We start from the raw sequence: 21,872 nt of genomic DNA on the forward strand, positions 1-21,872 counted from the left end.
ATCACATCGCAACCCGCAGGAGCCCGCCCCCATGTCCGTTGACCTCTTTGGTACCTTGCCCGATGGGCGCACCGTTGACCGGATCACCATCGCCGCCGGCGATATGGAGGCTGCCGTTCTGACCTGGGGCGCGACCGTGCAGGACCTGCGGGTCGGCGACCAGCGTGTGGTGCTCGGCGCGGACCATCTGGACACCTACCTGGGCGATCTGCTCTATGCCGGTGCCATTGTCGGCCGTTTTGCCAACCGCATCGGCAACGCGCGGTTCTCCCTGGGGTCAAAAACCTATCACACTGATGCCAATTTCCGTGACCGTCATTCGCTGCATGGCGGTAAAGGCGGCACCGGAGAGTTGCTCTGGACGCTGGCGGAGCACGGCGCAGATTTCGCACGGCTGCGCCTTGTTCTGCCGGATGGCGACATGGGCTTTCCGGGCGAGATGACGGTTGACGCCACCTACCGGATCGAGGCGCCAGCGACCCTGCGGGTCGACATCACCGCGCAATCGACCAAGGCGACGCCCTGCAGTTTTGCCCACCATGGCTATTTCGTGCTCGATGACAGTGGCGACATTCTCGGCCATCAGTTGCAGATCGAGGCCGACCATTATCTGCCGGTGGACGCGGATCTGATCCCGACGGGGCAGATCGCGCCGGTTGCGCAGACCGATTTTGATTTTCGCCGTGCCCGTCCGGTGGGCGGTGCCGACTATGACCATAATTTCTGCCTGAGGGGCAAGGCCACCGCGCTGCGGGATGTCGCGCGCCTGACCAGCGGCACGGGCGGCCTGTCCCTGACGGTGGCGACGGTCGAACCCGGCCTGCAGGTCTATGACGGTGCGCATCTCGGCGGTGCCACCGGTCACGCGGGGGGGCGGCTGCGCTCCAATGCCGGCCTGGCGCTGGAAACCCAGGCCTGGCCCGATAGTCCGAACCGGCCAGAGTTCCCGCCCTGCATCCTGCAGCCGGGCGAGACGTACAAGACCGAAACCCACTACCGGTTCGAACGCAGCTAGATCGCGTCGGGCCGCCGCTCCGACCTTGGTTTCTGGATCACGCCGTATTGCGCGTAGCCGCGATAGAGCTGCCGGTGCGTGACCTTTGCGCCATGCGGCGCGGCGATGCGGGTCAGGACCCGGTCCAGATCCCTCCGGGGCGCGACGTGGAATTTCTGCAGCCACCGGTTCAACGCTGCCTCGAACCAGCGGGGCCAGCCGCTTTGATCGGAAAAATCGACAACATGCAGTGATCCACCCGGCGTGAGATGGCGATAGGCCATCCGCAGGGCCGCCTGCCAGTCGGGGATCATCGACACGCCATAGGAAATGAATATCCGGTCGAATTCGGCCCGGCGAAACAATTGGCCCGCGTCAAAATCACAGGCATCCGCCTGCGCCAGTTGCACCCGCGTGCCCAGCTTGGCGCGGGCGGAGGTCAGCATCTCGGATGAGATATCCAGCCCGTAGAATGCACAATGCGGATAGGTCCTGGCCGCCACCTGCAGGTTGCGCCCGGTGCCGCAGGCCACCTCCAGGATATGCGCACCCGCCTTGGGATTGAGATCGGCAATCAGCCGGTCGCGTCCAAAGAGATAGTATTTGCGGGTCAGGTCATAGATCAGCCGTTGGCGGCGATAGGTCTGATCCATCAGCGCGGCATGCGATTTTGGTGTGGAATCAAGCATCTGTGTCAGCCCTGAAAACGATAGAGGTGAAAGCCGCCGTAGATGGCAGACCGGTCCTGCGCCGTGCCCCGTGCCGAGGCGTCGGCATCGTACCGCCAACGCGACAGGATCTCTGGCCGGACCCGACCGGGCAGGATGTCCTCGGTGCCGCCGGTGCGAAAGATCACCCGCGCGCCGGGTGTCGCGGTCCGTGTGATTTCGCCCCACAAGGCGTTCAGCTGGCTGTCGTTCATCCAGTCCTGCGCATCCAGCAGCACATAGCCCTGTTTCGACCCTTCGGGCGCCTCTGCCAGCAGATCGGTCAGCGACCGGTTCACGATCTGCCCGCGATTGGCAGCCGCGCGCAGGGCTTCGAAATTCTCGCGCTGCAGATAGGGCGGCAGGGCGCCGTCCGGTGCCGGGTCATAGCTGCGCGAAAAGGCCTGCCAGGCAAAATAGTTCTCCCGCACCGGGAAGTCGCACATCAGCTTGCGCACCCGCTCGCGCAGGACAGGCAGCACATCGCCGTCGCCGTCCGCGGCCAGTTTGTCATATTGCGCCGGTGGAATGCCAAGCCCGAACAGCGAGGCGCGAAATCCGGCCAGCTTGCGCACCAGCCACATGTCGAAAAGGGGTGCGATTTTGCTGTCGAAAAAGACCTGCTGCTCTGCCAGCGTGCGCGCCGCCAGGAAAGGGGCGAAATCGACCCGCCCCAGCCGCGCCACCAGATGCGCCGCACCAAGGAACCGCCCCAGCAGGCCAAACCGGTAAAATCCGCGCTGAAACACCGAAATCCGTTGCCGCAGCGGCTGGCGGGCCTCCCAGAAACGGCGGCTTTCGGCATCCAGTTCTGGCCGGATGTACCGTGCGTATAGCACCGCGTTGCTGGCCATGTCGGCGCGGGCAAAGAATTGATAAAACGCCGCGTGATCGGGCAGGGCGCGCGCCGCCGCCAGCTTCAGCCGCCCCAGCGCCACATGCGCCGGCGACAGATCAACCGCCGTGATCGAGGCCGGCCCGGCAGTGAGATAGGACATCAGGTTGCAGCTGCCGGAGGCAATACAGATCAGGTTGTCGCCGGGCGAGATCTGCAGCGCCTCCATATCGACAACCGGATCCTCCCAGATTTGGGGATAGACCAGGCCCAGGAAAAGCCGCGAAAACAGCTGCTCAAGCCGCCCGGTGGTGGCATCCGTGTCTTGCAGAACAGCGGCATCCAGTTGCGCCTGCGTGGAGATCGTCATCGGTCGGGCCTCATTCTACATCTTCTAGGTGTTTGTTTTTCCGACGCGCCCGGCGCAGCCGAAGGCGGCTCTGGCGGGTCGCGCGCTCCCAGTCGATCAGGGCCAGTGTGCCATCGTCCATTTCGACAACGGCGGTGCAGCTTTCGACCCAGTCGCCTGTATTCACATAGGAAATCCCATCCATCTCGCGGATGGCGGCGCTGTGGATATGGCCGCAGATCACCCCGTCATAGCCCCCGCGCCGGGCTTCGGCGGTCAGGACGTTTTCATATTCGCTGATGAAATTGACGGCCTGTTTGACCTGATGCTTGGCCCATTTCGACAGCGACCAATACTGCCCGCCCCACAGGTGCCGCATCCGGTTGATCCCGGTGTTCAGCCACAGGATGAATCCATAGGCCCGGTCGCCAAGATGGGCGAGCCATTTGGCGTTCACCACCACGGAATCGAACTGATCGCCATGGGTCACCAGATACCGCTTGCCGTTTGCTGCGGTGAAATCCGCCGAATGCACCACTTCGATCCCGCCGAAATGGGTGCCCATGTAAGAGCGCAGAAATTCGTCGTGATTGCCGGGAATCAGATAGATGGCCGCGCCGTCATGGGCCTTGGCCAGCAGGGCCTGGACCACGTCGTTATGCGCCTGAGGCCACAGGAAACCACGCCGCCGAATACGCCAGGCATCCACAATATCGCCCACCAGATAGTAGTTTTCCGCTTCATGCTTGGCGAGAAAATCCAAAAGCAGCCTAGCCTGACATCCCGGTGTGCCGAGATGGATATCGGACAAGAAGATGGTACGGTATTTCATGCTTCGTATCCGGCTCCTATACGTGGCACAGACCCTAGCGCGGCTCGATAACAGAACCGTGACACAGGGTGACGTAGGGTTAGCACAAGCCTAGCCCAAACCCATGCAAATCACGACAGGGAATTCGCTCTCTTGCCGGTTTCTTGATGGGGGCGCCTCCTGCGAAGGCGACGAAAAGGTCGCTTCTGGCCGATCCTCGGCGGCGACAGGGAAAAGGGCTGCGAGGCGATCATCACACCGCAAAGGCGCGGATCACGGCAGCATAGATTTTCGAAGGAAAACGGCACCCCTCTGCGCGGCAGAGGCAAATCCTCTGACAAGAAAGGCAGAACTATCTGGTGCTTTTCAAAGGGATGATGGTGGAGCCTAGCGGGATCGAACCGCTGACCTCCTGCATGCCATGCAGGCGCTCTCCCAGCTGAGCTAAGGCCCCATCTTACCCCGGCGGAGCGCTGCGCTCCTTCGGTGTGAGAGGTCGTTTAAGGGAGGATCAGAGAGGCTGCAAGTGGAAAATGCAGCGGCGGGTTCAGTTTTTTGACCGGCGCGTCTGTCCGTGGTGCGGGGCCGGAAACAATGGCCCGCGCGGCTGTCTGCAGGCAGACCGCACCCCCACGCCCCTGATGTCAGGCGCGCGGGGAAGCGGGCAGGGCTTCAGGTTTCCTCGTCTTCCGAGGCAACATCCGCGATTTCGTCGAGGGAGACATTGTCCTCGTCGTCGTCATCTTCCAGAACGTCGTCGCCGAGGTCCAGATCTACGGATTCTTCATCATCCTCCAGCACGACCTCGTCAGCGCTGTCATCTTTCTTGGCCTTCAGGCTTGCGGCGTCTTCTGCGTCGGCTTCGATCATCCGGCTCTTGGATGTGTCGATCACCACGACATCGCCCGTATAGGGGCTGACGATCGGGTTCTTGTTCAGGTCGTAAAAGCGTTTGCCGGTGGTCGGGCAGACACGTTTCGTACCCCATTCTTCCTTGGGCATGTGGATCCCCTTGATAAAAGCGTGAGTCGGTTCGACGATTCAGGTGCCTTGCCATATGCGGCGGGGCCTGTCAAAGCCTTTGCGTGCCTGCTTCGGGAGAGGGTAAACCATGTCAGAACTGTGCCTGCCCGGCGATCCAGAGGTGCGGGTCCGACTTCGCCGATCCCCGCGCGCGCGTCGCTTGTCGCTGCGGGTCTCTGCGCTCGACGGGCGCGTGACCCTGACCTTGCCGCAGCGGGTGCCGGAACGGGAAGGGCGCGCCTTTCTGGCCGAAAAGGAAGACTGGATCCGCAGCCATCTGGCGCGGCAGCCCGATCAGATCTACATCGCCCCCGGCCAGGTGTTGCCGCTGGATGGGGTCGAGACCGAGATCCGCCCCGGCATCGGGCGGCGCGTCCTGTGGCACCCAGGCCGCCTGGAGGTGCCCGGCCCGGCCCCGGCACGCCGGTTGGAACGGTTCCTGCGCGAGCTCGCCCGCGACCGTCTGGCCGCTGCATCGGATCACTACGCGGCCCGGCTTGGCCGCCGCTATCAAAGCCTCACCCTGCGCGACACCCGGTCGCGCTGGGGGTCCTGTTCCTCTGCCGGGGGGCTGATGTATTCCTGGCGGCTGATCCTCGCGCCGCCCGAGGTGCTGCGCTATGTCGCCGCGCATGAGGTCGCGCATTTGCAGGAGATGAACCATTCGCCTGCGTTTTGGGCTGTGGTGACCGATCTCTATGGCGATTACGCATCGGCGCGGGCCTGGCTGCGCACGGATGGCAATACTTTGCACAGATACCGGTTCGAGGACGCGCCCGCGGGCGAAAGGGATTGATCTCACCGATTTTTGTGATCACATGTCGAAATGGACAAAATACTGACCGGCAACCGCCCGATTGCGGAAAACACAGGCTCGGCACATGATCGGGTCTATCGGGCGTTGCGCACCCGGATCATGCATGGGGCAATTGCGCCGGGCGAGGCCCTGACCCTGCGCGGGATCGGCAAGGAATACGGGGTTTCGATGACCCCGGCCCGGGAATCCGTGCGCCGTCTGGTGGCCGAGGGGGCGCTGTTCCTGTCCAGTTCGGGCCGGGTGTCGACCCCGGAACTGTCCAACGAGCGGATCGAGGAGCTGGCCGCCCTGCGGGCGCTGCTGGAGGTCGAACTATCGAGCCGCGCGCTGCCGCGTGCCCATATGGCCCTGATCGACCGGTTGCAGGCGATCAATGGCACCGTGGCAGAGATGATCTCCAAACGCGATGCCATCGGCTATATCCGCACCAACCTGGAATTTCACCGCACCCTGTACCTGCGGGCGCAGGCGCCGGCCATGCTGGCGATGGCGGAAACGGTCTGGCTGCAACTGGGCCCGACCATGCGGGCGCTCTATGGTCGCCTCGGGCGGACCGAGCCGCCGCATAACCACAAGCTGATCATCGCCGCGCTCAAGGCCGGCGATGAACCGGGCCTGCGGCTTGCGGTGCGCACGGATGTCACCCAGGGGCTGCGGCTGCTGGCGGGCTGAAGGCGCGCAGCAGCCGGCCCGCCCCGTCAAGCCCGGCTTGACCAATCTGCTCAGGTCAACCCAGCCGGACCAACCCGGCCGGACCAACCCGCCCTGACCAACCCGGCTTGAACGCGCGGGCCGGGATGCGCCCGGCCCGGTGGCGGATTTGTTACGCTTCCAGCGCGGTGATCATATCCACGCGGGTGCCGTGACGGCCGCCTTCGAACTCTGCCGACAGGAAGGCGCCCACGATATCCAGCGCCAGCGCCTCGCCGATCACCCGCGCGCCGAGCGACAGCATGTTGGCATCGTTGTGCTGGCGGATCATCCGGGCCGACAGCGCATCGCTGCAAACACCGCAGCGGATGCCCTTGACCTTGTTCGCGGCCATCATGATGCCCTGTCCGGTGCCGCAGAGCACAATGCCCAGCTGACAATCGCCAGAGGCCACGCGTTCGGCCGCCGCCGCGCCGTGTTTGGGGTAGTGGGTGCTTTCGGGCGTTGTGGGGCCGATATCGACCACCTCCCAGCCCAGATCGGCGATATGCGTGGCCAGGGTCTGGCGCAGCGCAATGGCGGCGTGGTCACTGGATAAAACGATGCGTTTGCGGGTGGTCATAACAAAGTGTCCCTTTTGAAAAGAGCGGTCAATCGCAGGAGGAGGGGTTCCGGCCCTCCTTAATCCGACCGGGCCAGTTCGTCGACAGGGGAATGCAGCCCACCCCGATGCAAAACACCCCCGCCGGTGAAGCGAGGGTGCGGGTCATTTTTGATCTGCGGCCGTGTCGCGTCAGGCGGCCAGACCCTTGGCCCCGATGTCGAGGAACTTCTTGCGGCGATCCGCAATCAGCGCAGCCGGGTCGAGGTCTTTCAGCTCGCCGAGCATTTCACGCAGCGCTGCTTCGACCGCGCGATAGCTGGCTTGCGGGTCGCGATGGGCGCCGCCCATGGGTTCCGGGATGATCCGGTCGGCCACGTCCAGCGCCTTCAGGTCCTGCGCGGTCAGGCGCAGCGCCTCGGCGGCCTCGCGCATTTTTTCGGCGTCCTTCCACAGGATCGACGCGCAGCCCTCGGGCGAGATCACCGAATAGACGGCATGTTCCAGCATCGCGACCCGGTTCGCCGTGGCAAAGGCCACCGCCCCGCCAGAGCCGCCTTCGCCGATGATGACAGACACCACCGGTACACCGATCTTCAGGCTCATTTCGGTCGATCGCGCAATCGCTTCGGACTGGCCGCGCTCTTCGGCGCCCTTGCCGGGATAGGCGCCGGTGGTGTCCACCAGCGTAATCACCGGCAGGCCAAACCGGCCGGCCATCTCCATCAGGCGCACCGCCTTGCGGTAGCCTTCGGGGCGCGCCATGCCAAAGTTGTGGGTGATGCGCGATTTGGTGTCAGAGCCCTTCTCGTGCCCGATCACCATCACCGGCTGGTCGTTGAACCGGGCCAGCCCGCCCATCACCGCCAGATCGTCGGCAAAATTGCGATCGCCGGCCAGGGGTGTGTATTCGGTAAAGAGCGTCTTGATGTAGTCCTTGCAATGCGGACGCTCGGGATGCCGCGCCACCTGGCATTTGCGCCAGGGCGTCAGATCCTTGTAGAGATCCTGCAGCAGCTGCGCGGCTTTCTTGTCGAGCGCGGCGGCCTCGTCATCCACATCCATTTCTTCGTTGGTGCGCGCCATCGCCCGCAGCTCTTCCGCCTTGCCTTCGATTTCGGCCAGCGGTTTCTCGAATTCCAGATACTGGGTCATGCTGTCTCTACTGTCACGGTTTGTCCGTTATATGGACGTCCGTGGCGTCCGATGCAACTCTCCGTGTCAGTCCAGCGGCGCGCGCGTGCACGTCGCCGCAGCCCGCGCGGGCGCTCAATGCGGCCAGATCACCGGGTAGAGCGAGGCAACAAGCAGCGCTGCCATGGTCCAGTTGAAGACGGTCAGTCGCCTGGGACTGGTCAGAAACCGGGCCATTTGCTGGCCAAGAACGGTCCAGGAGCCCACCGAGGGCAGGTTGATTGCGCCAAAGATCGCGCCGACCAGCAGGATCGACCAGAGCCGATGATCCGGCGTGTAGGCGCTGATCGCGGTCAGGGCCATGGCCCAGGCCTTGGGGTTCACCCATTGAAACGCCGCCGCCTGCAGAAAGGTCATCGGCGTGCCGATGTCGTCTCCGGGGCGGGCCGGGGTCGCATGGGCGATCTTCCACGCAAGGTACAAAAGATAGATCACCGATCCGGCCTTCAGCACCGTGTAGGTCACGGGAAAGGCGTCAAAGACCTGCACCAGCCCAGCCCCGACCATCAGCACCATGAACACAAATCCCAGCGCCACCCCCAGCATATGCGGGATGGTGCGGCGGAATCCGAAATTGGCGCCCGAGGCCATCAGCATCAGGTTGTTCGGTCCCGGCGTGATCGACGAGACAAAGGCAAACAGCGCCAGCGCCGCAAGAAGGTCATAGGTCATCATGCGCAATATTCTGCGCCTATCTCGATGGAATGAAATTGCGTTTCTGCGAATATCTCCGCTATGTTCGCAACAAATGGCGAAGAATGACAAAATAGACCAACAGATATTGCGTGAGTTAACGCGCGATGGCCGCCTTTCCAATCTGGAGCTGGCCGAGCGTGTGGGCCTGTCTCCCTCGGCCTGTCTGCGCCGGGTGCAGGCACTGGAGCGGGACGGCGTCATCACCGGCTATCGTGCGGTGCTGGACCGGACCGCGATGGGGGTGGGGTTTGTCACCTACATCGGGGTTGGTCTCGGCGAACACACCAAAGAGGCGCAAGAGGCCTTTGAGCGCGCGATGGCAACCGCGCCGGAAGTGGTGGAATGTCACAATATCACCGGCACCATCGAATACCTGTTGCGGGTCGAATGCGCCGATTTGCCGAGCTACAAGAAATTCCACACCGATATCCTCGGAACATCGCCCTTTGTGACGGCGATCACCACCTATGTCGTCATGGGCTCGCCCAAGGACCTGCGGGCCTGACCGCGCGGCGGGCCCGCGACAGAAAAACCTGCAAAAAAACGATCCGATTAAGATCTTCCAAAGGGGCCTGCCCCTAGGGTCGGTCCGACGTTAAAAGAGTGGAGCCGCGGCGAATGTTATCAAAGAACAAACAGTTTCTCTTTATTCACGTGGTCAAGACGGCCGGGACCTCCATGCGGGAGGTGCTGAACCCCTATGACTGGGCGCAGCATCCAAATGGTCCCCATGCGACGATGGCCGACTACCAGGACTACCTGGGAGAGCGGGCCATGTGTTTCTTCAGCTTTGCCTTTGTGCGCAATCCCTATGACTGGATGGTGTCGCTTTACGAATATATGCGGTGGGAAGTGGACCATCATTCGCATGCGCAGGCGAGCCAGATGACCTTTCCGGAATTTGTCGAATGGCAGGCCGTGCAGGTGGGAACGCTGCGGCAGACCGACTGGCTCTACAATGATGGCGCGCGTCAGGTTGATTTCCTGGGCCGGTTTGAGACTCTGGCGGCGGATTTCGACAGGTTGCGCACTTTGCTGAACCTGCGCGCTAACCTACCACATGCGCTTGGCAGTGACGGTCGCGGCCAGTGGCGGGAGTACTACACGCCCGAGGCGCGCGACATCCTCTGCGAGGTCTGGCAAGCGGATTTCGAGAATTTTGGTTATTCGATGGAGCTGGAGGTCACGCCGCCGGACGCGCTGCCCCTGCTCAACGACACACAGCATGTGCACCGCCGCCTGGGCGAGGTGGCGCAGACCGATGTCGCACAGATGGTTGGCTAGCTGGCTGAGCTGTACTGCAGAGGCCGCTCGCCAGCAGGGGTGTTGCGCGGTCACCGTGCGCCCGGTTGTGAAAATGGCAAAACCTCTCTGCGATAGTACCGGTAATCGCGATTGCCGACCGGACTGACACCCCGGTCACCCCAAAGGACCCGGCTTTCCTTGTGAAAGCGTGCAGAGACAACGTTTAGCGCGCGGGCGGATACGCCCGTCCAACGTCCGTTTTGGCGGTGCCGCCACCCTAATTCCACGACGCGGATGCCTTGAGTGACCTAGAAGACACCGCCGCCCCCGAGCGGCACGGCGTCACCCTCCAGATCTCAGGCCTCGGTCAGATGATCCGACCGCAGCGGGCCCTCTTGCAAGAGGCGCCCGCCGCAAGTGTGGCGTGATGTTTTGCGCTGCGCTTTGCGCAACGGCTGTGAGGTTTTGCGCTGCGCTTTGCGCAACGCCGGGGGCCGGGGACGCGCCTGCGGCGCGCGCCCGGCCGGTCTCCGATTGTGGCGGAGCAGCGGGGCGGCGCCGGCTACCCGGCCTGCGCGATCAGTTCGGATTGAGCGACCACCACCTCGGCCTGTTTGATGGATGCGATGTCGACCAGACGTCCCTTGTAGACCGTCGCCCCGGCGCCGCTGGCCTTGGCTTCTTCCATTGCGGCGAGGATTTCGCGGGCTTCGGCAACGGCGGCGTCAGAGGGGGTGAAGACCTCATTGGCCAAGGCGATCTGTTTCGGATGGATCGCCCATTTGCCGACCATGCCGAGGGTGGCGGAGCGTTTCGCCTGGGCGATATAGCCGGCGTCGTCGGAGAAATCGCCAAAGGGGCCATCGACGGGCAGCACACCATGGGTGCGGCAGGCGGCGACAATCGCGGTCTGGGCCCAGTGCCAGGGATCGGACCAGTGCTGCACCCCGTCGCGCAGCATGTAGTAGTTTTCCTGGGTGCCGCCGATGCCGGTGGTCTGCATCCCCATGGAGGCGGCGAAATCGGCGGCGCCGAGGCTCATGGCCTGCAGGCGTGGCGAGGCGGCGGCGATGGCCTCCACATGGGCAATGCCGGCCGCCGATTCGATGATCACCTCAAAGCTGATCGGCCGGTCACGGCCCTTGGCGCGTTCGATCGCGGTGACCAGCGCATCGACAGCATAGACATCCTCGGCGCAGCCCACCTTGGGGATCATGATCTGATCCAGCCGGTCGCCGGCCTGCTCCAGAATGTCGACCACGTCGCGATACCACCAGGGGGTGTCGAGGCCATTGATCCGCACCGACAGCGTTTTGCGGCCCCAGTCGACAGTGTTGATCGCCTCGATCACATTGGCGCGGGCCTGATCCTTGTCCGTGGGGGCGACCGAATCCTCAAGGTCGAGGTTGATCACATCCGCCGCCGAGGCGGCCATTTTGGCGAAGAGTTTGGTGTTCGACCCCGGACCAAAGAGCTGGCACCGGTTTGGGCGGGCAGGGGCGGTGGGCTGGATCCGAAAGCTCATACGTGGGTTCTCCGGGTTCAAATGTTCCAATAATATTGCCAATTTGGTTATTTCGTTGCGCGCCAGAAAGCAAGAGGCGATTTGCACTTGCAGCATTCGTCCGCCGCAGTGCGACGCGTGCGCCGGTGCGACGGGCCAAATGCAGCGTATCGTCTGGGCAGTCGGGGATATTCTTCGAGCAATACCAGCTTTGAGCGCAGAATCTTCGCCCGATCCGCGCGGCAGCTGCAAATTAGAGAGGAACTTGCAGTCGCTTTGCCGCAAGCTGGCGCGGACTCTGACGATTTCCAAAGAAGGACGCTGGATATGATCGAGACCCCCTATCTGCTGTTTCTCGGCGACGCGCCCGACATGCTGGCCGCCAAAGTGGCCATCGGTATTCGCGACTGGCGCCCGGACCATGCGGTCGGCCAGATCAGCCTGCCGGGCTGCGGCGCCAACCTCGGGCTGACCGAGATGACCCTGGCCGAGGCCAAGGCGGCCGGCGCCAAGACGCTGGTGATCGGTGTCGCCAACCGCGGCGGCAAGATCAGCCAGGCCTGGAAAAAGGTCCTGGTCGAAGCGCTGGAAGAGGGCTTTGATCTGGCCTCCGGGCTGCACAACCTGCTGCGCGACGAGCCGGACCTGGCGGCGGTGGCCGAAGCGACCGGGCGCGCCCTGCATGATGTGCGGGTGCCGTCGGTGCAATACCCCATCGCGGATGGGGTGAAGCGCAGCGGCAAGCGGTGTCTGGCGGTTGGCACCGATTGTTCGGTCGGCAAGATGTACACGGCGCTGGCGATGGATGCGGAAATGCAGAAACGCGGCATGAAGTCTTCGTTCCGGGCCACCGGCCAGACCGGCATCCTGATCACCGGCGAAGGTGTGCCGCTGGATGCGGTGGTGGCGGATTTCATGGCCGGGTCGGTGGAATATCTGACCCCCGACAATGATGCCGATCACTGGGATCTGATCGAAGGGCAGGGGTCGCTGTTCCATATCTCTTATTCCGGGGTCACCCTGGCGCTGGTGCATGGCGGTCAGCCCGACGCGTTGATCCTGTGTCACGAGCCGACCCGGACCCATATGCGCGGTCTGCCCGATTATGCCGTGCCGACGCTGGAGGAGCTGCGCGATGTGGCGCTGCCGCTGGCGCAGCGGGCCAATTCCGCCTGTCAGGTTGTCGGGATCTCGGTCAACACCCAGCATCTGGGCGAAGAGGAGGCGGTGGCCTATCTCAGCGAGGTCGAGGCGCGCATGGGTCTGCCGGCGGTTGATCCCTACCGTCACGGGGCAGGCCGTCTGGTCGACGCGCTGGCGGCGATCTGATCGGCCCCTTGCGGCGGAGGCGCCTGACGCATCGTCGGGAGCCTCCGGCGGAGGTATTTTGAAAAAGATGAAGAGAGGGCGGCGTGGCTGCCCGGAGGGAGTGCCCATGCAGATTACCGTCACGGCAGATGTGTTCAAGCTGGCGCAGGTGTTCACGATTTCGCGCGGGTCGCGGACCGAGGCCAGGGTGCTGACGGTTCGGATCGAGGACGGCGGTCATGTGGGCTGGGGCGAATGTGTGCCCTATGCGCGCTACGGTGAGACGCTGGACAGTGTCACGGCGGAGATCGAAGGGCTGCCCGAGGCGTTCAGTCGCGCCGACTTGCAGGATCTGCTGCCCGCCGGGGCGGCCCGCAATGCGGTGGATTGTGCGCTGTGGGATCTGGCGGCGAAACAGGCCGGCAAGCGGGTCTGGGAGCTGGCTGGTCTGGCGGCCCCGGGACCGGAGATCACCGCTTATACCCTGTCGCTGGCGGAACCGGAAGAGATGCGCGCACAGGCGGCTCTGAATGCCCATCGTCCCCTGCTGAAGATCAAGCTGGGCACGCCCGAGGATATGCCGCGTCTTGAGGCGGTGCGCGCCGGGGCGCCGGAGGCCCGGATCATCATTGACGCGAATGAGGGCTGGTCGGCCGAGGTCTATGCCGATCTGGCGCCGCATCTGGTTCGCCTTGGGGTGGAGCTGGTGGAGCAGCCCTTGCCTGCCGGTGAGGACGAGGCCCTGATCGGCATGGATCGCCCGGTGCCGGTCTGCGCGGATGAAAGCGCGCATGACTGCGCCAGCCTGGCTGATCTCAAGGGCAAATACGATGTGGTCAACATCAAGCTGGACAAGACCGGTGGCCTGACCGAGGCGTTGAAACTGCGCGATGCGGCCCTGGCGGAGGGTTATCAGGTGATGGTCGGCTGCATGGTCGGGTCGTCCTTGGCGATGGCGCCCGCCACGCTGGTGGCGCAGGGGGCATTGGTAACGGATCTTGACGGGCCGCTGCTTCTGGCCGAAGACCGTCCCGAACCGCTGACTTTTGACGCCGACGGGGTGCATCCCCCTCGGTCCGCGCTTTGGGGCTAAGGAGAAAACCATGACTCGTACCGTATATGTGAACGGCGATTACCTGCCGGAGACGGAGGCCAAGGTCTCGATCTTTGACCGTGGCTTCCTGATGGCGGATGCGGTCTATGAGGTGACGTCGGTTCTGGGCGGCAAGCTGATCGATTTCGAGGGGCACGCGCTGCGCCTGAACCGGTCGCTGAGCGAATTGGACATGGCGGCGCCCTGCAGCAAAGAGGCGCTTCTGGAAATCCACCGCAAGCTGGTTGAGCTGAACGGGATCGAGGAAGGGCTGGTGTATCTGCAGGTCACCCGTGGCTCTGACGGCGATCGCGATTTCCTGTTTCCCGGCGAGGAAACCCAGCCGACGCTGGTGCTGTTCACCCAGAACAAGCCGGGGCTGGCCGACAGCCCGGCCTCCAAGACGGGCATCAAGATCATTTCCATCGAGGACGTCCGCTGGGGGCGTCGCGACATCAAGACGACGCAGCTGCTGTATCCGTCGATGGGCAAGATGATGGCGAAAAAGGCCGGGGCGGATGATGCCTGGATGGTCGAGGATGGCCATGTCACCGAAGGCACCTCCAACAACGCCTATTTCGTCAAGGACGGTGTGATCGTCACCCGCCCACTGTCGACGGAGATCCTGCATGGGATCACCCGCAAGGCAGTGTTGCGGATGGCCGAGGAAGCACAGCTGAAGATCGAAGAGCGGCTGTTTACGATTGATGAGGCCAAGGCGGCGGATGAGGCCTTCTGCACCTCTGCCTCTGCTTTTGTGATGCCGATCGTGGAAATCGACGGCGTGATGTTGGGGGATGGCGCGCCCGGTCCCATCGCCAAGCGGCTGCGCGAAATCTACCTTGAGGAAAGCATCAAGGCCGCAGTCTGAACGCCGCCTGATATGATCTGACGGGTCTAAACAGGGCCGCTCCGGTTGGGGCGGCCCTTTTTAATTGCCGGGCGGGGAGGCGCAAGGCGGGTGGGGTCGACTCTCAGCCGAAGCGATACCCGGAGGCGGTGACGCCGCCGAAAATGCCCGTCTGGTGGTAGATCCGCGTCGCGGCGGCATCCTCGGCCGCGCCAAGGGCGGCAAAGATCGGCGCGAAGTGGTCCTCCTGCACGTGGCAATCGCGGGCGTGCGGGGCCTGTTCCCAGTTCATCAGCGCGGCCTTGCGTTCTGCCGGGGGCAGGGCGAGGGCCGTGGTCAACCAATGGTCAAAGGCCTCTGACGGAGCTTTGGCACCGGGGCCAAAGGCGCGCAGATTGTGATAGCTGAGGCCGGACCCGATGATCAGCACGCCCTGATCACGCAGGGGGGCAAGCGCGCGGCCAAGCGCGAAATGGGCGGCCGGATCATAGCCTTTTTGCAGCGAGACCTGAAACAGCGGCACATCGGCCTGCGGATACATCACCGCCATCGGCACAAAAGTGCCGTGGTCAAACCCCATGGTCGGATCCAGCCGTGTGGCAAGGCCCGCCGCCGCGATCAGGTCGCGGGTCTGTTCGGCCAGCGCCGGCGCGCCGGGCGCGGGATAGGTGATTTCAAACGTCTCGGGTGGAAAGCCGGAATAGTCATAGACCATCGGCGGCTGGGGGGCGGACATCACCGCAAAGGCCTCCGTTTCCCAATGGCCGGAGATCATCAGCACGGCGGTGGGGCGGGTCGGCAGCTGCGCTGGCATCTCCCGGAGGGAGGCTTCGAGCGGCGCGAATTCGGCGCGCCAGTCCGGCATCCAGGGCCAGGGCCCGCCCCCGTGAGAAATGAAATAGCTTGGCATGCGGGTCATGGGCGGGCCTCCTTGGTTGGGACGTGTTTGCAACACTCTGACCCGGTCAACCTAGGACCCCGCCCGCCCGACGCCTAGCTGCGGCGCTGCACAGCCCCTGTGCGGCCGCCCGCCAGTCGAGGGCACGCGGTCAGGATGACTTGGGCCCGACGTTTTCCGCAAAGGCCTTGCCAAAGGCGGCCTGTTTGTCGGCGCCGGCCTCGGTCTGGTGGTTGGCCTTCCACTCCGCCATGGTCATGCCGTAGAAGATTTCGCGCGCCGTGTCCTTATCCAGATCGATACCTTTGGCGTTGGCGGCCTCCTGGTACCAGCGGCTCAGGCAGTTGCGGCAAAACCCCGTCAAATTCATCATGTCGATGTTCTGCACATCGGGGCGATCTTCCATCAGGTGTTTGCGCAGGCGGCGAAAGGCGGCGGCTTCGAGTTCCAGCTGGGTCTGGGGATCGATGTCTGGCGGGGTCATGGCGGGCATCCTTCATGTGGTTTCACCACAGGTAGCAACCGGGGCATAGGCCGGCAAGATGGCTGGAATGCGAGATTTTCAGGCAGGCGGCGGCGGCCGGGCGCTGGCGGGCGCGTGGATTGCGCCAGAGATACCACATACGCCGCCCGAAAGAGCGGCGTGAACCGGGGGCTGTTGCAGGTCGGGGCAGGGGTGAAATAAGCTGCCAGTGTCATGGGGTCGTCGTGGTCTTGTCGTCATTTGGTCGCGCCGTTTCAGAAGAGTTGCGGCACAAAGTGAATTGAGCCATAAGACCGATAGCAATGTTTGCGGTAACATCACTTGGGCGGCAAAAGCCTTGCCCGGCGTTGTTTTCGCAGACCAGATCGCGGTGACATCACCGCCCGACCCCTAGAACCCGACCCAATTGAGTCAGAGGAAGAGTGAGTCCATGAAACGCACGCGTAACGTCAAAATCGTGGCCACGCTTGGCCCGGCGTCCGAAACATACGAGACGATCCGAGCATTGCATGAGGCCGGCGCCGATGTGTTCCGCCTGAACATGTCCCATGGCAGCCACGCCGAAATCGCTGCAAAGCACAAGATCATCCGCCAGATCGAAGCCGAGCTGGATTCCACCATCGCCATCCTGGCCGACCTTCAGGGGCCAAAGCTGCGCGTCGGCGTGTTTGCCAACGGCTCCGAAGAGCTGGTCGAGGGCGCGAAATTCCGTCTCGACCTCGATCCCGCCGAGGGGGACGTGAACCGGGTCTGCCTGCCGCACCCGGAGATTTTTCAGGCGCTGGAGGCCAATGCGCATCTGCTGGTCAATGACGGCAAGATCCGCCTGAAGGTCGAAGACTTCGGCCCGGATTTCGCCAATTGCGTGGTGATCACCGGTGGCACGATTTCCAACCGCAAAGGCGTCAATGTGCCGGATGTGATCCTGCCGCTGGCCGCCCTGTCGGAAAAAGATCGCGCCGATCTGGAATTCGTCTGTGAACTGGGGGTCGACTGGCTGGCGCTGTCGTTTGTGCAGCGGGCCAAGGACGTGTTCGAGGCCCGTCAGCTGGCCGATGGCCGCGCAGCGGTCCTGTCGAAGATCGAAAAACCCTCCGCGGTGGAGAATTTCGCCGAAATCCTTGACGCCTCTGATGGCATCATGGTGGCGCGTGGCGATCTTGGCGTGGAACTGCCGGTGGCCGCCGTGCCGCCGATCCAGAAACGCCTGATCCGCAAATGCCGCGCGGCGGCAAAGCCGGTGATCGTGGCGACCCAGATGCTGGAGAGCATGATCGAAAGCCCGATGCCGACCCGCGCCGAAGTGTCCGATGTGGCGACCGCCATCTATGAAGGCACCGATGCGATCATGCTGAGCGCCGAATCAGCGGCCGGCCAGTACCCGATCGAAGCGGTGCAGACCATGGACCGGGTCGCGACCGAAGTGGAGCAGGACCCGACCTACCGCGAAATCATCTCTGCCTCGCGCCATTCCAAGGGCGACACCATCGCGGACGGGATCGTTTCCGCCGCGCGTGAAATCGCCGAAAAGACCGAGATCAAGGCGATCTGCTGCTTTACCCAATCGGGCACCACCGCGCTGTTGACGGCGCGCGAACGTCCGGGCGTTCCGATCATCGCGATGACCCACCTGCAGGGCACCGCCCGGCGTCTGGCGCTGAGCTGGGGCTGCAATTGTGTGGTCACGGCGCGGGTGGACCGGTTCAAGGGCGCGGTTGTTTCGGCGGCACGCGCGGCACGGTCGGGCGGTTTTGCCACCGAGACGGATCAGGTCGTGGTGACGGCGGGTGTGCCGTTCAACGTGCCGGGCACCACCAACATCCTGCGCATTGCGCCCTGCGACGAACGTCTGATTTACAACACCGACCCGGAATAATAGGCTGCCCTTACAGTTGGGTAAGGGGGTCGCGGGATGGATACGGATGCAGTCTTGGTGATCGGCCTGGTCCTGGCCTGGATTGGAATTCCGTCGTTTTTCTCGGCCTATGCAAATCGCCGCAGCCCCCTGGCTGCGGTGTTTATGCTTGTGGGGGGCGGGGCGTGTATCGTCTGGGCGGTGATGGTCCATCCTGAGGGCTACGCCGTGTCGGAGGTGCCGGATGTGTTCTTTCGGGTCATCGGCCGGCTGCTTTGATGTGAAAATGGGCTTGCCCTTGGCGTGGTGCTGCCGTAAAGGGCACGTCTGATCGCGAGACCGGCCAAAGTGGCATGCCGAGTCGCGTGGGTAGCGAATCTACGAATAAGGAGACGGAAATGCCCAAGATGAAGACAAAATCGAGCGCCAAGAAGCGCTTCAAGGTGACCGCGACCGGCAAGGTCATGGCAGGCCAGGCCGGCAAACGGCACGGCATGATCAAACGTCACAAGAAATTTATCCGTGATGCCCGTGGCACCACGACCCTGTCCGCCCCCGACGCAAAGATCGTCAAGGGCTTCATGCCCTACGACCGTTAAGAGGAGATAAGATATGTCCCGCGTAAAAGGTGGTACCGTCACTCACGCCCGTCACAAGAAGGTTATCAAGGCAGCCAAAGGTTATTATGGCCGCCGCAAGAGCACCTTTAAAGTCGCCCGTCAGGCCGTCGACAAGGCGAACCAGTATGCAACCCGTGACCGGAAGAATCGCAAGCGGAACTTCCGTGCCCTGTGGATCCAGCGGATCAACGCCGCCGTCCGCAGCCACGACGAAGCCCTGACCTACTCCCGCTTCATCAACGGCCTGACCCTGGCCGGTATCGAAGTGGACCGGAAGGTTCTGGCCGACCTCGCCGTGCACGAGCCCGAAGCCTTTGGTGCCATCGTGCGCCAGGCCCAGGACGCGCTGGCCGCCTGATTTCAGGTGCAGCCAAGCTGATTTGACCCGCCGGAGCGATCCGGCGGGTTTTTTGTTGTTCGGAACGCGTTGGTCGGTCTACTGCGGTTCGTCCGCCTGCGGGGCAATGCCACGGCGCAGAAGCGAGACCAGAAACAGGCCGCCAATCGGCCAGAGCGCCCAGAAATAGCCGCTCCAGCTGAACATATTGACCAGAAACAGAAAGCCGCCGATGATCCAAAACCGCAGGGGCAGGGAGAGGAAGGCGTTCCGGTCGAACATCCGTGGCCCCTCGCGCAGCAGAAACAGCATCACCAGCACCAGAATCGGCCAATGGGCCCAGATGCCACGTCCGGTGACGATGTCGAGCAGAAAGAGCCCCGCCGCCGCGCCTGCGATCATCTTGCTTGGTTTTTCACAACGTCTGAACCGGGCCTTGTAGCCTTTGAGGTCGAATCCGTCCTGCTGCTGGTCCCCGTCGGCCATGTCGTCGCCAGCGGGGGCGCGAAAGTCGCGCTGCGGCGCATCGGCAAACGGGTCCGGATCCAGCCAGACCCGCGCGCTCTGGCTGGGATCCGCGGGGCGTTTACGCTCTGCCGGGCGGCTGGGACGGGGGGCGCCCAGCGACACGCGATAGACCGCCACATCCTCGGCCAGGTTGCGGGGCCGCCGGTCGCCGAGGTATTCAAAGCCGATGGTCAGTTTGTTTTTCACATGGTCATAGACCTGCTGAGAGATCAGCACGCCGCCGGGTTCCGCCATGGTTTGCAGGCGCGCCGCCAGATTGACGCCCTCGCCGATCAGGTCCGGCCCGTCGCAGATCACGTCGCCAAGATGCACGCCGATGCGAAAGGACAGCGCCGCGTCCCGTGCCGCCAGTTCCTGCTGCACTTCGATGGCGCATTGCACCGCTTCGACGACCGAGGGGAAATCCGCGATCAGCCCGTCGCCAGCGGTATTGGCGACCCGGCCGCCGTGATGGGTGATCAGTTTGAAAAACACATCCCGCGCCGCCTGAAGCTCGGTAAAGGTGCCGACCTCATCCGCCGTCATCGCCGCGCTGAACTGCTCCGCATCGGCGGCCAGAATGGTGGTCAGTTTGCGGGTAATGCGGTCACTCATAAAATCAAGCCCAAGCTAGGATCTGGCCCTAAAGTGGGCCTTTGTCGGCGCGCATGCAAGAGGCATGGCGCCTTGTCGTTGACCCTGCGGCAATTCCGCCCTGTCCTGAGGGCGGCGCGGGCGTGGGCCTGACGCGACAACCGCGCGGCATCTGGGCGCAAGCGCCGCGCAGGTGCTTGCTTTCGTCGGCTCGTGTGGTAGCAGGTCCACAAAGCGAGACGTGAGGGGCCGTCATGGACGATCTTAAAGCAAAATATCTGACGCAGATCGCCGAGGCCGGCGATGAGAACGCGTTGGAAGCGGTGCGACTGGCCGCCGTTGGCAAAAAGGGCGAAGTCGCGCTCAAGATGCGCGAACTGGGCAAGATGAGCGCCGAGGAACGCCAGGTGGCCGGTCCCGCGCTCAATGCGCTCAAGGATGAGATCAACTCCGCGCTGGCAGCGAAAAAGGCCGCGCTGGGCGATGCCGCACTGGATGAACGCCTGCGCACGGAATGGCTCGATGTGACTCTGCCGACGCGGCCGCGTCGCCAGGGCAGCCTGCATCCCGTGAGCCAGGCCACCGAAGAGCTGACCGCGATCTTTGCCGAGATGGGGTTTTCGGTGGCCGAAGGGCCGCGGATCGACACCGATTGGTACAACTTTGACGCCCTGAACATCCCCGGCCATCACCCTGCCCGCGCCGAGATGGACACCTTTTATATGCACCGTGCGGAGGGCGACGACCGCCCGCCCCATGTGCTGCGCACCCATACGTCGCCGGTGCAGATCCGGTCGATGGAAAAGATGGGCGCGCCCCTGCGCATCATCTGTCCCGGTGGCGTCTACCGGGCCGACTATGACCAGACCCACACGCCGATGTTCCATCAGGTCGAAGGACTGGCGCTGGATGAAAACATCTCGATGGCGAACCTGAAATGGGTGCTGGAGGAATTTGTCAAATCCTTCTTCGAGGTGGACAGTGTCGAGCTGCGCTTCCGCGCATCCCATTTCCCCTTCACCGAACCTTCGGCCGAGGTAGACATTCGCTGCAGCTGGGACAATGGCCAGCTGAAGATCGGCGAAGGCGACGACTGGATGGAGATCCTCGGTTCCGGCATGGTGCACCCCAAGGTGATTGCCGCTGGGGGCATCGACCCCGACAAATACCAGGGCTTTGCCTTTGGCATGGGGATCGACCGGATCGCGATGCTGAAATACGGCATCCCCGACCTGCGTGCGTTTTTTGACAGCGACCTGCGCTGGCTGCGCCACTACGGGTTCAGCTGCCTCGATGTGCCGACTCTGCATGGCGGGCTGAGCCGCTAAGCGATTGCTGGCGATGTTTTAAAGAGCGCGGTCCACTGTTGCGGTGGGCCGCGCTTTTGCATCTGCCGGTTCTGTTGTGGGCCATCGCGGGCTTGTCTTTCGGCGCGGCGCCACTAGCCTCTGCGCGGCAACTGCCCGTAGCCGGAGGATGAAATGCTGTTTGACCGCGACCACCAACACGGCAGCGCCGCCAAGCGCCGCAACTATGCCCGCTTCGAGATCGCCTATACGTTTGTGGATTTCGGGGCCGCGCTTTGCTTTGTGCTCGGGTCGGTGTTTTTCTTCTTCGACAGCCTGATGACGGCGGGAACATGGTTGTTTCTGATCGGGTCCATCCTGTTTGCGGCCAAGCCGACGATCCGGCTGACCCGGGACATCAAACTGGCCGCCATGGGCGAGGATGAGGCGCTGGCCGACCGCTTTGACCGCTGAGCTCGCACCGGCAGGGCGGCATTCCTGTCGCACCCGGCCTGTCGCCCGCGCCCCGAGGCGTGCCAAGGCTTGAACCCCGGGGAAATCTTTGCCATTGCCTTTGGCAAACCTGATGATTTTGCCAAGGGGTCTCCGACCG

General features: G+C 63.4%; 25 protein-coding genes and 1 tRNA gene. 14 read left to right on the top strand and 12 right to left on the bottom strand.

Features of this window, described 5'->3' with window-relative positions; translation table 11 throughout:
- Nucleotides 1–31: 31 nt before the first annotated feature.
- On the top strand, nucleotides 32–1,015 hold the full coding sequence (locus tag TRIHO_RS09025; protein ID WP_068242228.1) for an aldose epimerase family protein: 984 nt from the start codon (nucleotides 32–34) through the stop codon (nucleotides 1,013–1,015).
- On the opposite strand, the gene TRIHO_RS09030 is transcribed toward TRIHO_RS09025, so the two are convergent.
- The 5 genes from TRIHO_RS09030 to TRIHO_RS09050 all read right to left on the bottom strand — a co-directional run bounded on the left by TRIHO_RS09030 (nucleotide 1,012) and on the right by TRIHO_RS09050 (nucleotide 4,698).
- Nucleotides 1,012–1,683 (bottom strand): class I SAM-dependent methyltransferase, encoded by a 672-nt coding sequence (locus tag TRIHO_RS09030; protein WP_068242230.1) that lies wholly within the window; start codon nucleotides 1,681–1,683, stop codon nucleotides 1,012–1,014. The genes TRIHO_RS09025 and TRIHO_RS09030 overlap by 4 nt on opposite strands.
- 5 nt (nucleotides 1,684–1,688) lie before the next feature.
- A complete protein-coding gene (locus TRIHO_RS09035; protein WP_068242232.1) occupies nucleotides 1,689–2,906 on the bottom strand; it encodes a DUF3419 family protein in 1,218 nt (405 codons plus the stop codon).
- A gap of 10 nt (nucleotides 2,907–2,916) precedes the next feature.
- Complete coding sequence (locus TRIHO_RS09040) at nucleotides 2,917–3,717, bottom strand: UDP-2,3-diacylglucosamine diphosphatase (protein ID WP_068242235.1); 801 nt, start codon at nucleotides 3,715–3,717, stop codon at nucleotides 2,917–2,919.
- A gap of 357 nt (nucleotides 3,718–4,074) precedes the next feature.
- Nucleotides 4,075–4,150, bottom strand: a tRNA-Ala gene (locus TRIHO_RS09045).
- A 218-nt stretch (nucleotides 4,151–4,368) separates the two neighbouring features.
- Nucleotides 4,369–4,698, bottom strand: coding sequence for a TIGR02300 family protein (locus TRIHO_RS09050; RefSeq protein ID WP_068242237.1), 330 nt, complete (start codon nucleotides 4,696–4,698; stop codon nucleotides 4,369–4,371).
- Nucleotides 4,699–4,807: 109 nt separating this feature from the next.
- Here TRIHO_RS09050 and TRIHO_RS09055 point away from each other — a divergent pair, with 109 nt between their 5' ends.
- The gene (locus TRIHO_RS09055; protein ID WP_068242240.1) at nucleotides 4,808–5,515 is read left to right on the top strand and encodes a M48 family metallopeptidase; all 708 of its coding nucleotides are present in this window, start codon (nucleotides 4,808–4,810) and stop codon (nucleotides 5,513–5,515) included.
- Between the two features lie 30 nt (nucleotides 5,516–5,545).
- Nucleotides 5,546–6,208 (top strand): GntR family transcriptional regulator, encoded by a 663-nt coding sequence (locus tag TRIHO_RS09060; protein WP_068242242.1) that lies wholly within the window; start codon nucleotides 5,546–5,548, stop codon nucleotides 6,206–6,208.
- A gap of 151 nt (nucleotides 6,209–6,359) precedes the next feature.
- Here TRIHO_RS09060 and rpiB read toward each other — a convergent pair whose 3' ends face one another.
- From rpiB to TRIHO_RS09075, 3 genes are all read right to left on the bottom strand, one after another.
- On the bottom strand, nucleotides 6,360–6,809 hold the full coding sequence (gene rpiB / locus TRIHO_RS09065; protein ID WP_068242244.1) for a ribose 5-phosphate isomerase B: 450 nt from the start codon (nucleotides 6,807–6,809) through the stop codon (nucleotides 6,360–6,362).
- 171 nt (nucleotides 6,810–6,980) lie between these two features.
- Nucleotides 6,981–7,943, bottom strand: a complete 963-nt coding sequence (locus TRIHO_RS09070) for an acetyl-CoA carboxylase carboxyltransferase subunit alpha (protein WP_068242246.1) — start codon at nucleotides 7,941–7,943, stop codon at nucleotides 6,981–6,983.
- A 114-nt stretch (nucleotides 7,944–8,057) separates the two neighbouring features.
- On the bottom strand, nucleotides 8,058–8,654 hold the full coding sequence (locus TRIHO_RS09075) for a LysE family translocator (protein WP_068242326.1): 597 nt from the start codon (nucleotides 8,652–8,654) through the stop codon (nucleotides 8,058–8,060).
- Between the two features lie 76 nt (nucleotides 8,655–8,730).
- Between TRIHO_RS09075 and TRIHO_RS09080 the strand changes: the two genes are divergently transcribed.
- A complete protein-coding gene (locus tag TRIHO_RS09080; RefSeq protein ID WP_068242248.1) occupies nucleotides 8,731–9,183 on the top strand; it encodes an Lrp/AsnC family transcriptional regulator in 453 nt (150 codons plus the stop codon).
- A gap of 113 nt (nucleotides 9,184–9,296) precedes the next feature.
- On the top strand, nucleotides 9,297–9,962 hold the full coding sequence (locus tag TRIHO_RS09085) for a sulfotransferase family 2 domain-containing protein (protein ID WP_068242251.1): 666 nt from the start codon (nucleotides 9,297–9,299) through the stop codon (nucleotides 9,960–9,962).
- A gap of 523 nt (nucleotides 9,963–10,485) precedes the next feature.
- Here TRIHO_RS09085 and TRIHO_RS09090 read toward each other — a convergent pair.
- Entirely contained in the window at nucleotides 10,486–11,448 is a 963-nt protein-coding gene (locus TRIHO_RS09090; protein WP_068242253.1) for an L-malyl-CoA/beta-methylmalyl-CoA lyase, read from the bottom strand.
- A 306-nt stretch (nucleotides 11,449–11,754) separates the two neighbouring features.
- Between TRIHO_RS09090 and dgcN the strand changes: the two genes are divergently transcribed.
- The 3 genes from dgcN (at nucleotide 11,755) to TRIHO_RS09105 (ending at nucleotide 14,699) form a co-directional block, all read left to right on the top strand.
- Entirely contained in the window at nucleotides 11,755–12,756 is a 1,002-nt protein-coding gene (gene dgcN / locus TRIHO_RS09095) for an N-acetyltransferase DgcN (RefSeq protein ID WP_068242255.1), read from the top strand.
- Nucleotides 12,757–12,862: 106 nt separating this feature from the next.
- Nucleotides 12,863–13,828, top strand: a complete 966-nt coding sequence (dgcA, locus tag TRIHO_RS09100) for an N-acetyl-D-Glu racemase DgcA (protein ID WP_068242257.1) — start codon at nucleotides 12,863–12,865, stop codon at nucleotides 13,826–13,828.
- Nucleotides 13,829–13,838: 10 nt separating this feature from the next.
- Nucleotides 13,839–14,699 (top strand): D-amino-acid transaminase, encoded by an 861-nt coding sequence (locus TRIHO_RS09105; protein WP_068242258.1) that lies wholly within the window; start codon nucleotides 13,839–13,841, stop codon nucleotides 14,697–14,699.
- Nucleotides 14,700–14,802: 103 nt separating this feature from the next.
- On the opposite strand, the gene TRIHO_RS09110 is transcribed toward TRIHO_RS09105, so the two are convergent.
- Complete coding sequence (locus tag TRIHO_RS09110) at nucleotides 14,803–15,597, bottom strand: DODA-type extradiol aromatic ring-opening family dioxygenase (RefSeq protein ID WP_068242260.1); 795 nt, start codon at nucleotides 15,595–15,597, stop codon at nucleotides 14,803–14,805.
- A gap of 130 nt (nucleotides 15,598–15,727) precedes the next feature.
- On the bottom strand, nucleotides 15,728–16,060 hold the full coding sequence (locus TRIHO_RS09115) for a DUF1244 domain-containing protein (protein WP_207498659.1): 333 nt from the start codon (nucleotides 16,058–16,060) through the stop codon (nucleotides 15,728–15,730).
- Nucleotides 16,061–16,490: 430 nt separating this feature from the next.
- On the opposite strand from TRIHO_RS09115, the gene pyk reads away from it, so the two are divergent.
- The 4 genes from pyk to rplT all read left to right on the top strand — a co-directional run bounded on the left by pyk (nucleotide 16,491) and on the right by rplT (nucleotide 18,893).
- Nucleotides 16,491–17,936 (top strand): pyruvate kinase, encoded by a 1,446-nt coding sequence (gene pyk, locus TRIHO_RS09120; RefSeq protein ID WP_068242263.1) that lies wholly within the window; start codon nucleotides 16,491–16,493, stop codon nucleotides 17,934–17,936.
- A gap of 36 nt (nucleotides 17,937–17,972) precedes the next feature.
- Nucleotides 17,973–18,194: a hypothetical protein gene (locus TRIHO_RS09125; RefSeq protein WP_068242264.1), complete on the top strand. Its 222-nt coding sequence runs from the start codon at nucleotides 17,973–17,975 to the stop codon at nucleotides 18,192–18,194.
- 119 nt (nucleotides 18,195–18,313) lie between these two features.
- Nucleotides 18,314–18,514 (top strand): 50S ribosomal protein L35, encoded by a 201-nt coding sequence (gene rpmI / locus TRIHO_RS09130; RefSeq protein ID WP_009178285.1) that lies wholly within the window; start codon nucleotides 18,314–18,316, stop codon nucleotides 18,512–18,514.
- Nucleotides 18,515–18,527: 13 nt separating this feature from the next.
- On the top strand, nucleotides 18,528–18,893 hold the full coding sequence (gene rplT, locus TRIHO_RS09135; RefSeq protein WP_068242266.1) for a 50S ribosomal protein L20: 366 nt from the start codon (nucleotides 18,528–18,530) through the stop codon (nucleotides 18,891–18,893).
- Between the two features lie 78 nt (nucleotides 18,894–18,971).
- Here the strand turns inward: rplT and TRIHO_RS09140 are convergent, their stop codons facing one another.
- The gene (locus TRIHO_RS09140) at nucleotides 18,972–19,994 is read right to left on the bottom strand and encodes an adenylate/guanylate cyclase domain-containing protein (RefSeq protein ID WP_068242268.1); all 1,023 of its coding nucleotides are present in this window, start codon (nucleotides 19,992–19,994) and stop codon (nucleotides 18,972–18,974) included.
- A 233-nt stretch (nucleotides 19,995–20,227) separates the two neighbouring features.
- On the opposite strand from TRIHO_RS09140, the gene pheS reads away from it, so the two are divergent.
- On the top strand, nucleotides 20,228–21,301 hold the full coding sequence (gene pheS / locus TRIHO_RS09145; protein ID WP_068242270.1) for a phenylalanine--tRNA ligase subunit alpha: 1,074 nt from the start codon (nucleotides 20,228–20,230) through the stop codon (nucleotides 21,299–21,301).
- A 153-nt stretch (nucleotides 21,302–21,454) separates the two neighbouring features.
- Nucleotides 21,455–21,733 carry a YrhK family protein gene (locus TRIHO_RS09150; protein ID WP_068242272.1) on the top strand — a complete coding sequence of 93 codons (279 nt, stop codon included), beginning with the start codon at nucleotides 21,455–21,457 and terminating at the stop codon, nucleotides 21,731–21,733.
- The last annotated feature ends 139 nt before the right edge of the window (nucleotides 21,734–21,872 follow it).

The organism is Tritonibacter horizontis, from assembly GCF_001518015.1.
GTDB lineage: Bacteria > Pseudomonadota > Alphaproteobacteria > Rhodobacterales > Rhodobacteraceae > Epibacterium > Epibacterium horizontis.

Excerpts from the sequence above, each read along its gene's own strand:
- rpmI (WP_009178285.1), top strand. The coding sequence starts at position 18,314 with ATGCCCAAGATGAAGACAAAATCGAGCGCCAAGAAGCGCTTCAAGGTG.
- TRIHO_RS09060 (WP_068242242.1), top strand. The coding sequence starts at position 5,546 with ATGGACAAAATACTGACCGGCAACCGCCCGATTGCGGAAAACACAGGC.
- TRIHO_RS09085 (WP_068242251.1), top strand. The coding sequence starts at position 9,297 with ATGTTATCAAAGAACAAACAGTTTCTCTTTATTCACGTGGTCAAGACG.
- TRIHO_RS09040 (WP_068242235.1), bottom strand. The coding sequence starts at position 3,717 with ATGAAATACCGTACCATCTTCTTGTCCGATATCCATCTCGGCACACCG.
- rpiB (WP_068242244.1), bottom strand. The coding sequence starts at position 6,809 with ATGACCACCCGCAAACGCATCGTTTTATCCAGTGACCACGCCGCCATT.
- pheS (WP_068242270.1), top strand. The coding sequence starts at position 20,228 with ATGGACGATCTTAAAGCAAAATATCTGACGCAGATCGCCGAGGCCGGC.
- dgcA (WP_068242257.1), top strand. The coding sequence starts at position 12,863 with ATGCAGATTACCGTCACGGCAGATGTGTTCAAGCTGGCGCAGGTGTTC.
- TRIHO_RS09140 (WP_068242268.1), bottom strand. The coding sequence starts at position 19,994 with ATGAGTGACCGCATTACCCGCAAACTGACCACCATTCTGGCCGCCGAT.
- TRIHO_RS09035 (WP_068242232.1), bottom strand. The coding sequence starts at position 2,906 with ATGACGATCTCCACGCAGGCGCAACTGGATGCCGCTGTTCTGCAAGAC.
- TRIHO_RS09055 (WP_068242240.1), top strand. The coding sequence starts at position 4,808 with ATGTCAGAACTGTGCCTGCCCGGCGATCCAGAGGTGCGGGTCCGACTT.
- TRIHO_RS09030 (WP_068242230.1), bottom strand. The coding sequence starts at position 1,683 with ATGCTTGATTCCACACCAAAATCGCATGCCGCGCTGATGGATCAGACC.
- TRIHO_RS09080 (WP_068242248.1), top strand. The coding sequence starts at position 8,731 with ATGGCGAAGAATGACAAAATAGACCAACAGATATTGCGTGAGTTAACG.
- TRIHO_RS09150 (WP_068242272.1), top strand. The coding sequence starts at position 21,455 with ATGCTGTTTGACCGCGACCACCAACACGGCAGCGCCGCCAAGCGCCGC.
- dgcN (WP_068242255.1), top strand. The coding sequence starts at position 11,755 with ATGATCGAGACCCCCTATCTGCTGTTTCTCGGCGACGCGCCCGACATG.
- TRIHO_RS09050 (WP_068242237.1), bottom strand. The coding sequence starts at position 4,698 with ATGCCCAAGGAAGAATGGGGTACGAAACGTGTCTGCCCGACCACCGGC.
- TRIHO_RS09075 (WP_068242326.1), bottom strand. The coding sequence starts at position 8,654 with ATGACCTATGACCTTCTTGCGGCGCTGGCGCTGTTTGCCTTTGTCTCG.
- rplT (WP_068242266.1), top strand. The coding sequence starts at position 18,528 with ATGTCCCGCGTAAAAGGTGGTACCGTCACTCACGCCCGTCACAAGAAG.
- TRIHO_RS09125 (WP_068242264.1), top strand. The coding sequence starts at position 17,973 with ATGGATACGGATGCAGTCTTGGTGATCGGCCTGGTCCTGGCCTGGATT.
- TRIHO_RS09105 (WP_068242258.1), top strand. The coding sequence starts at position 13,839 with ATGACTCGTACCGTATATGTGAACGGCGATTACCTGCCGGAGACGGAG.
- pyk (WP_068242263.1), top strand. The coding sequence starts at position 16,491 with ATGAAACGCACGCGTAACGTCAAAATCGTGGCCACGCTTGGCCCGGCG.
- TRIHO_RS09025 (WP_068242228.1), top strand. The coding sequence starts at position 32 with ATGTCCGTTGACCTCTTTGGTACCTTGCCCGATGGGCGCACCGTTGAC.
- TRIHO_RS09110 (WP_068242260.1), bottom strand. The coding sequence starts at position 15,597 with ATGACCCGCATGCCAAGCTATTTCATTTCTCACGGGGGCGGGCCCTGG.
- TRIHO_RS09070 (WP_068242246.1), bottom strand. The coding sequence starts at position 7,943 with ATGACCCAGTATCTGGAATTCGAGAAACCGCTGGCCGAAATCGAAGGC.
- TRIHO_RS09090 (WP_068242253.1), bottom strand. The coding sequence starts at position 11,448 with ATGAGCTTTCGGATCCAGCCCACCGCCCCTGCCCGCCCAAACCGGTGC.
- TRIHO_RS09115 (WP_207498659.1), bottom strand. The coding sequence starts at position 16,060 with ATGACCCCGCCAGACATCGATCCCCAGACCCAGCTGGAACTCGAAGCC.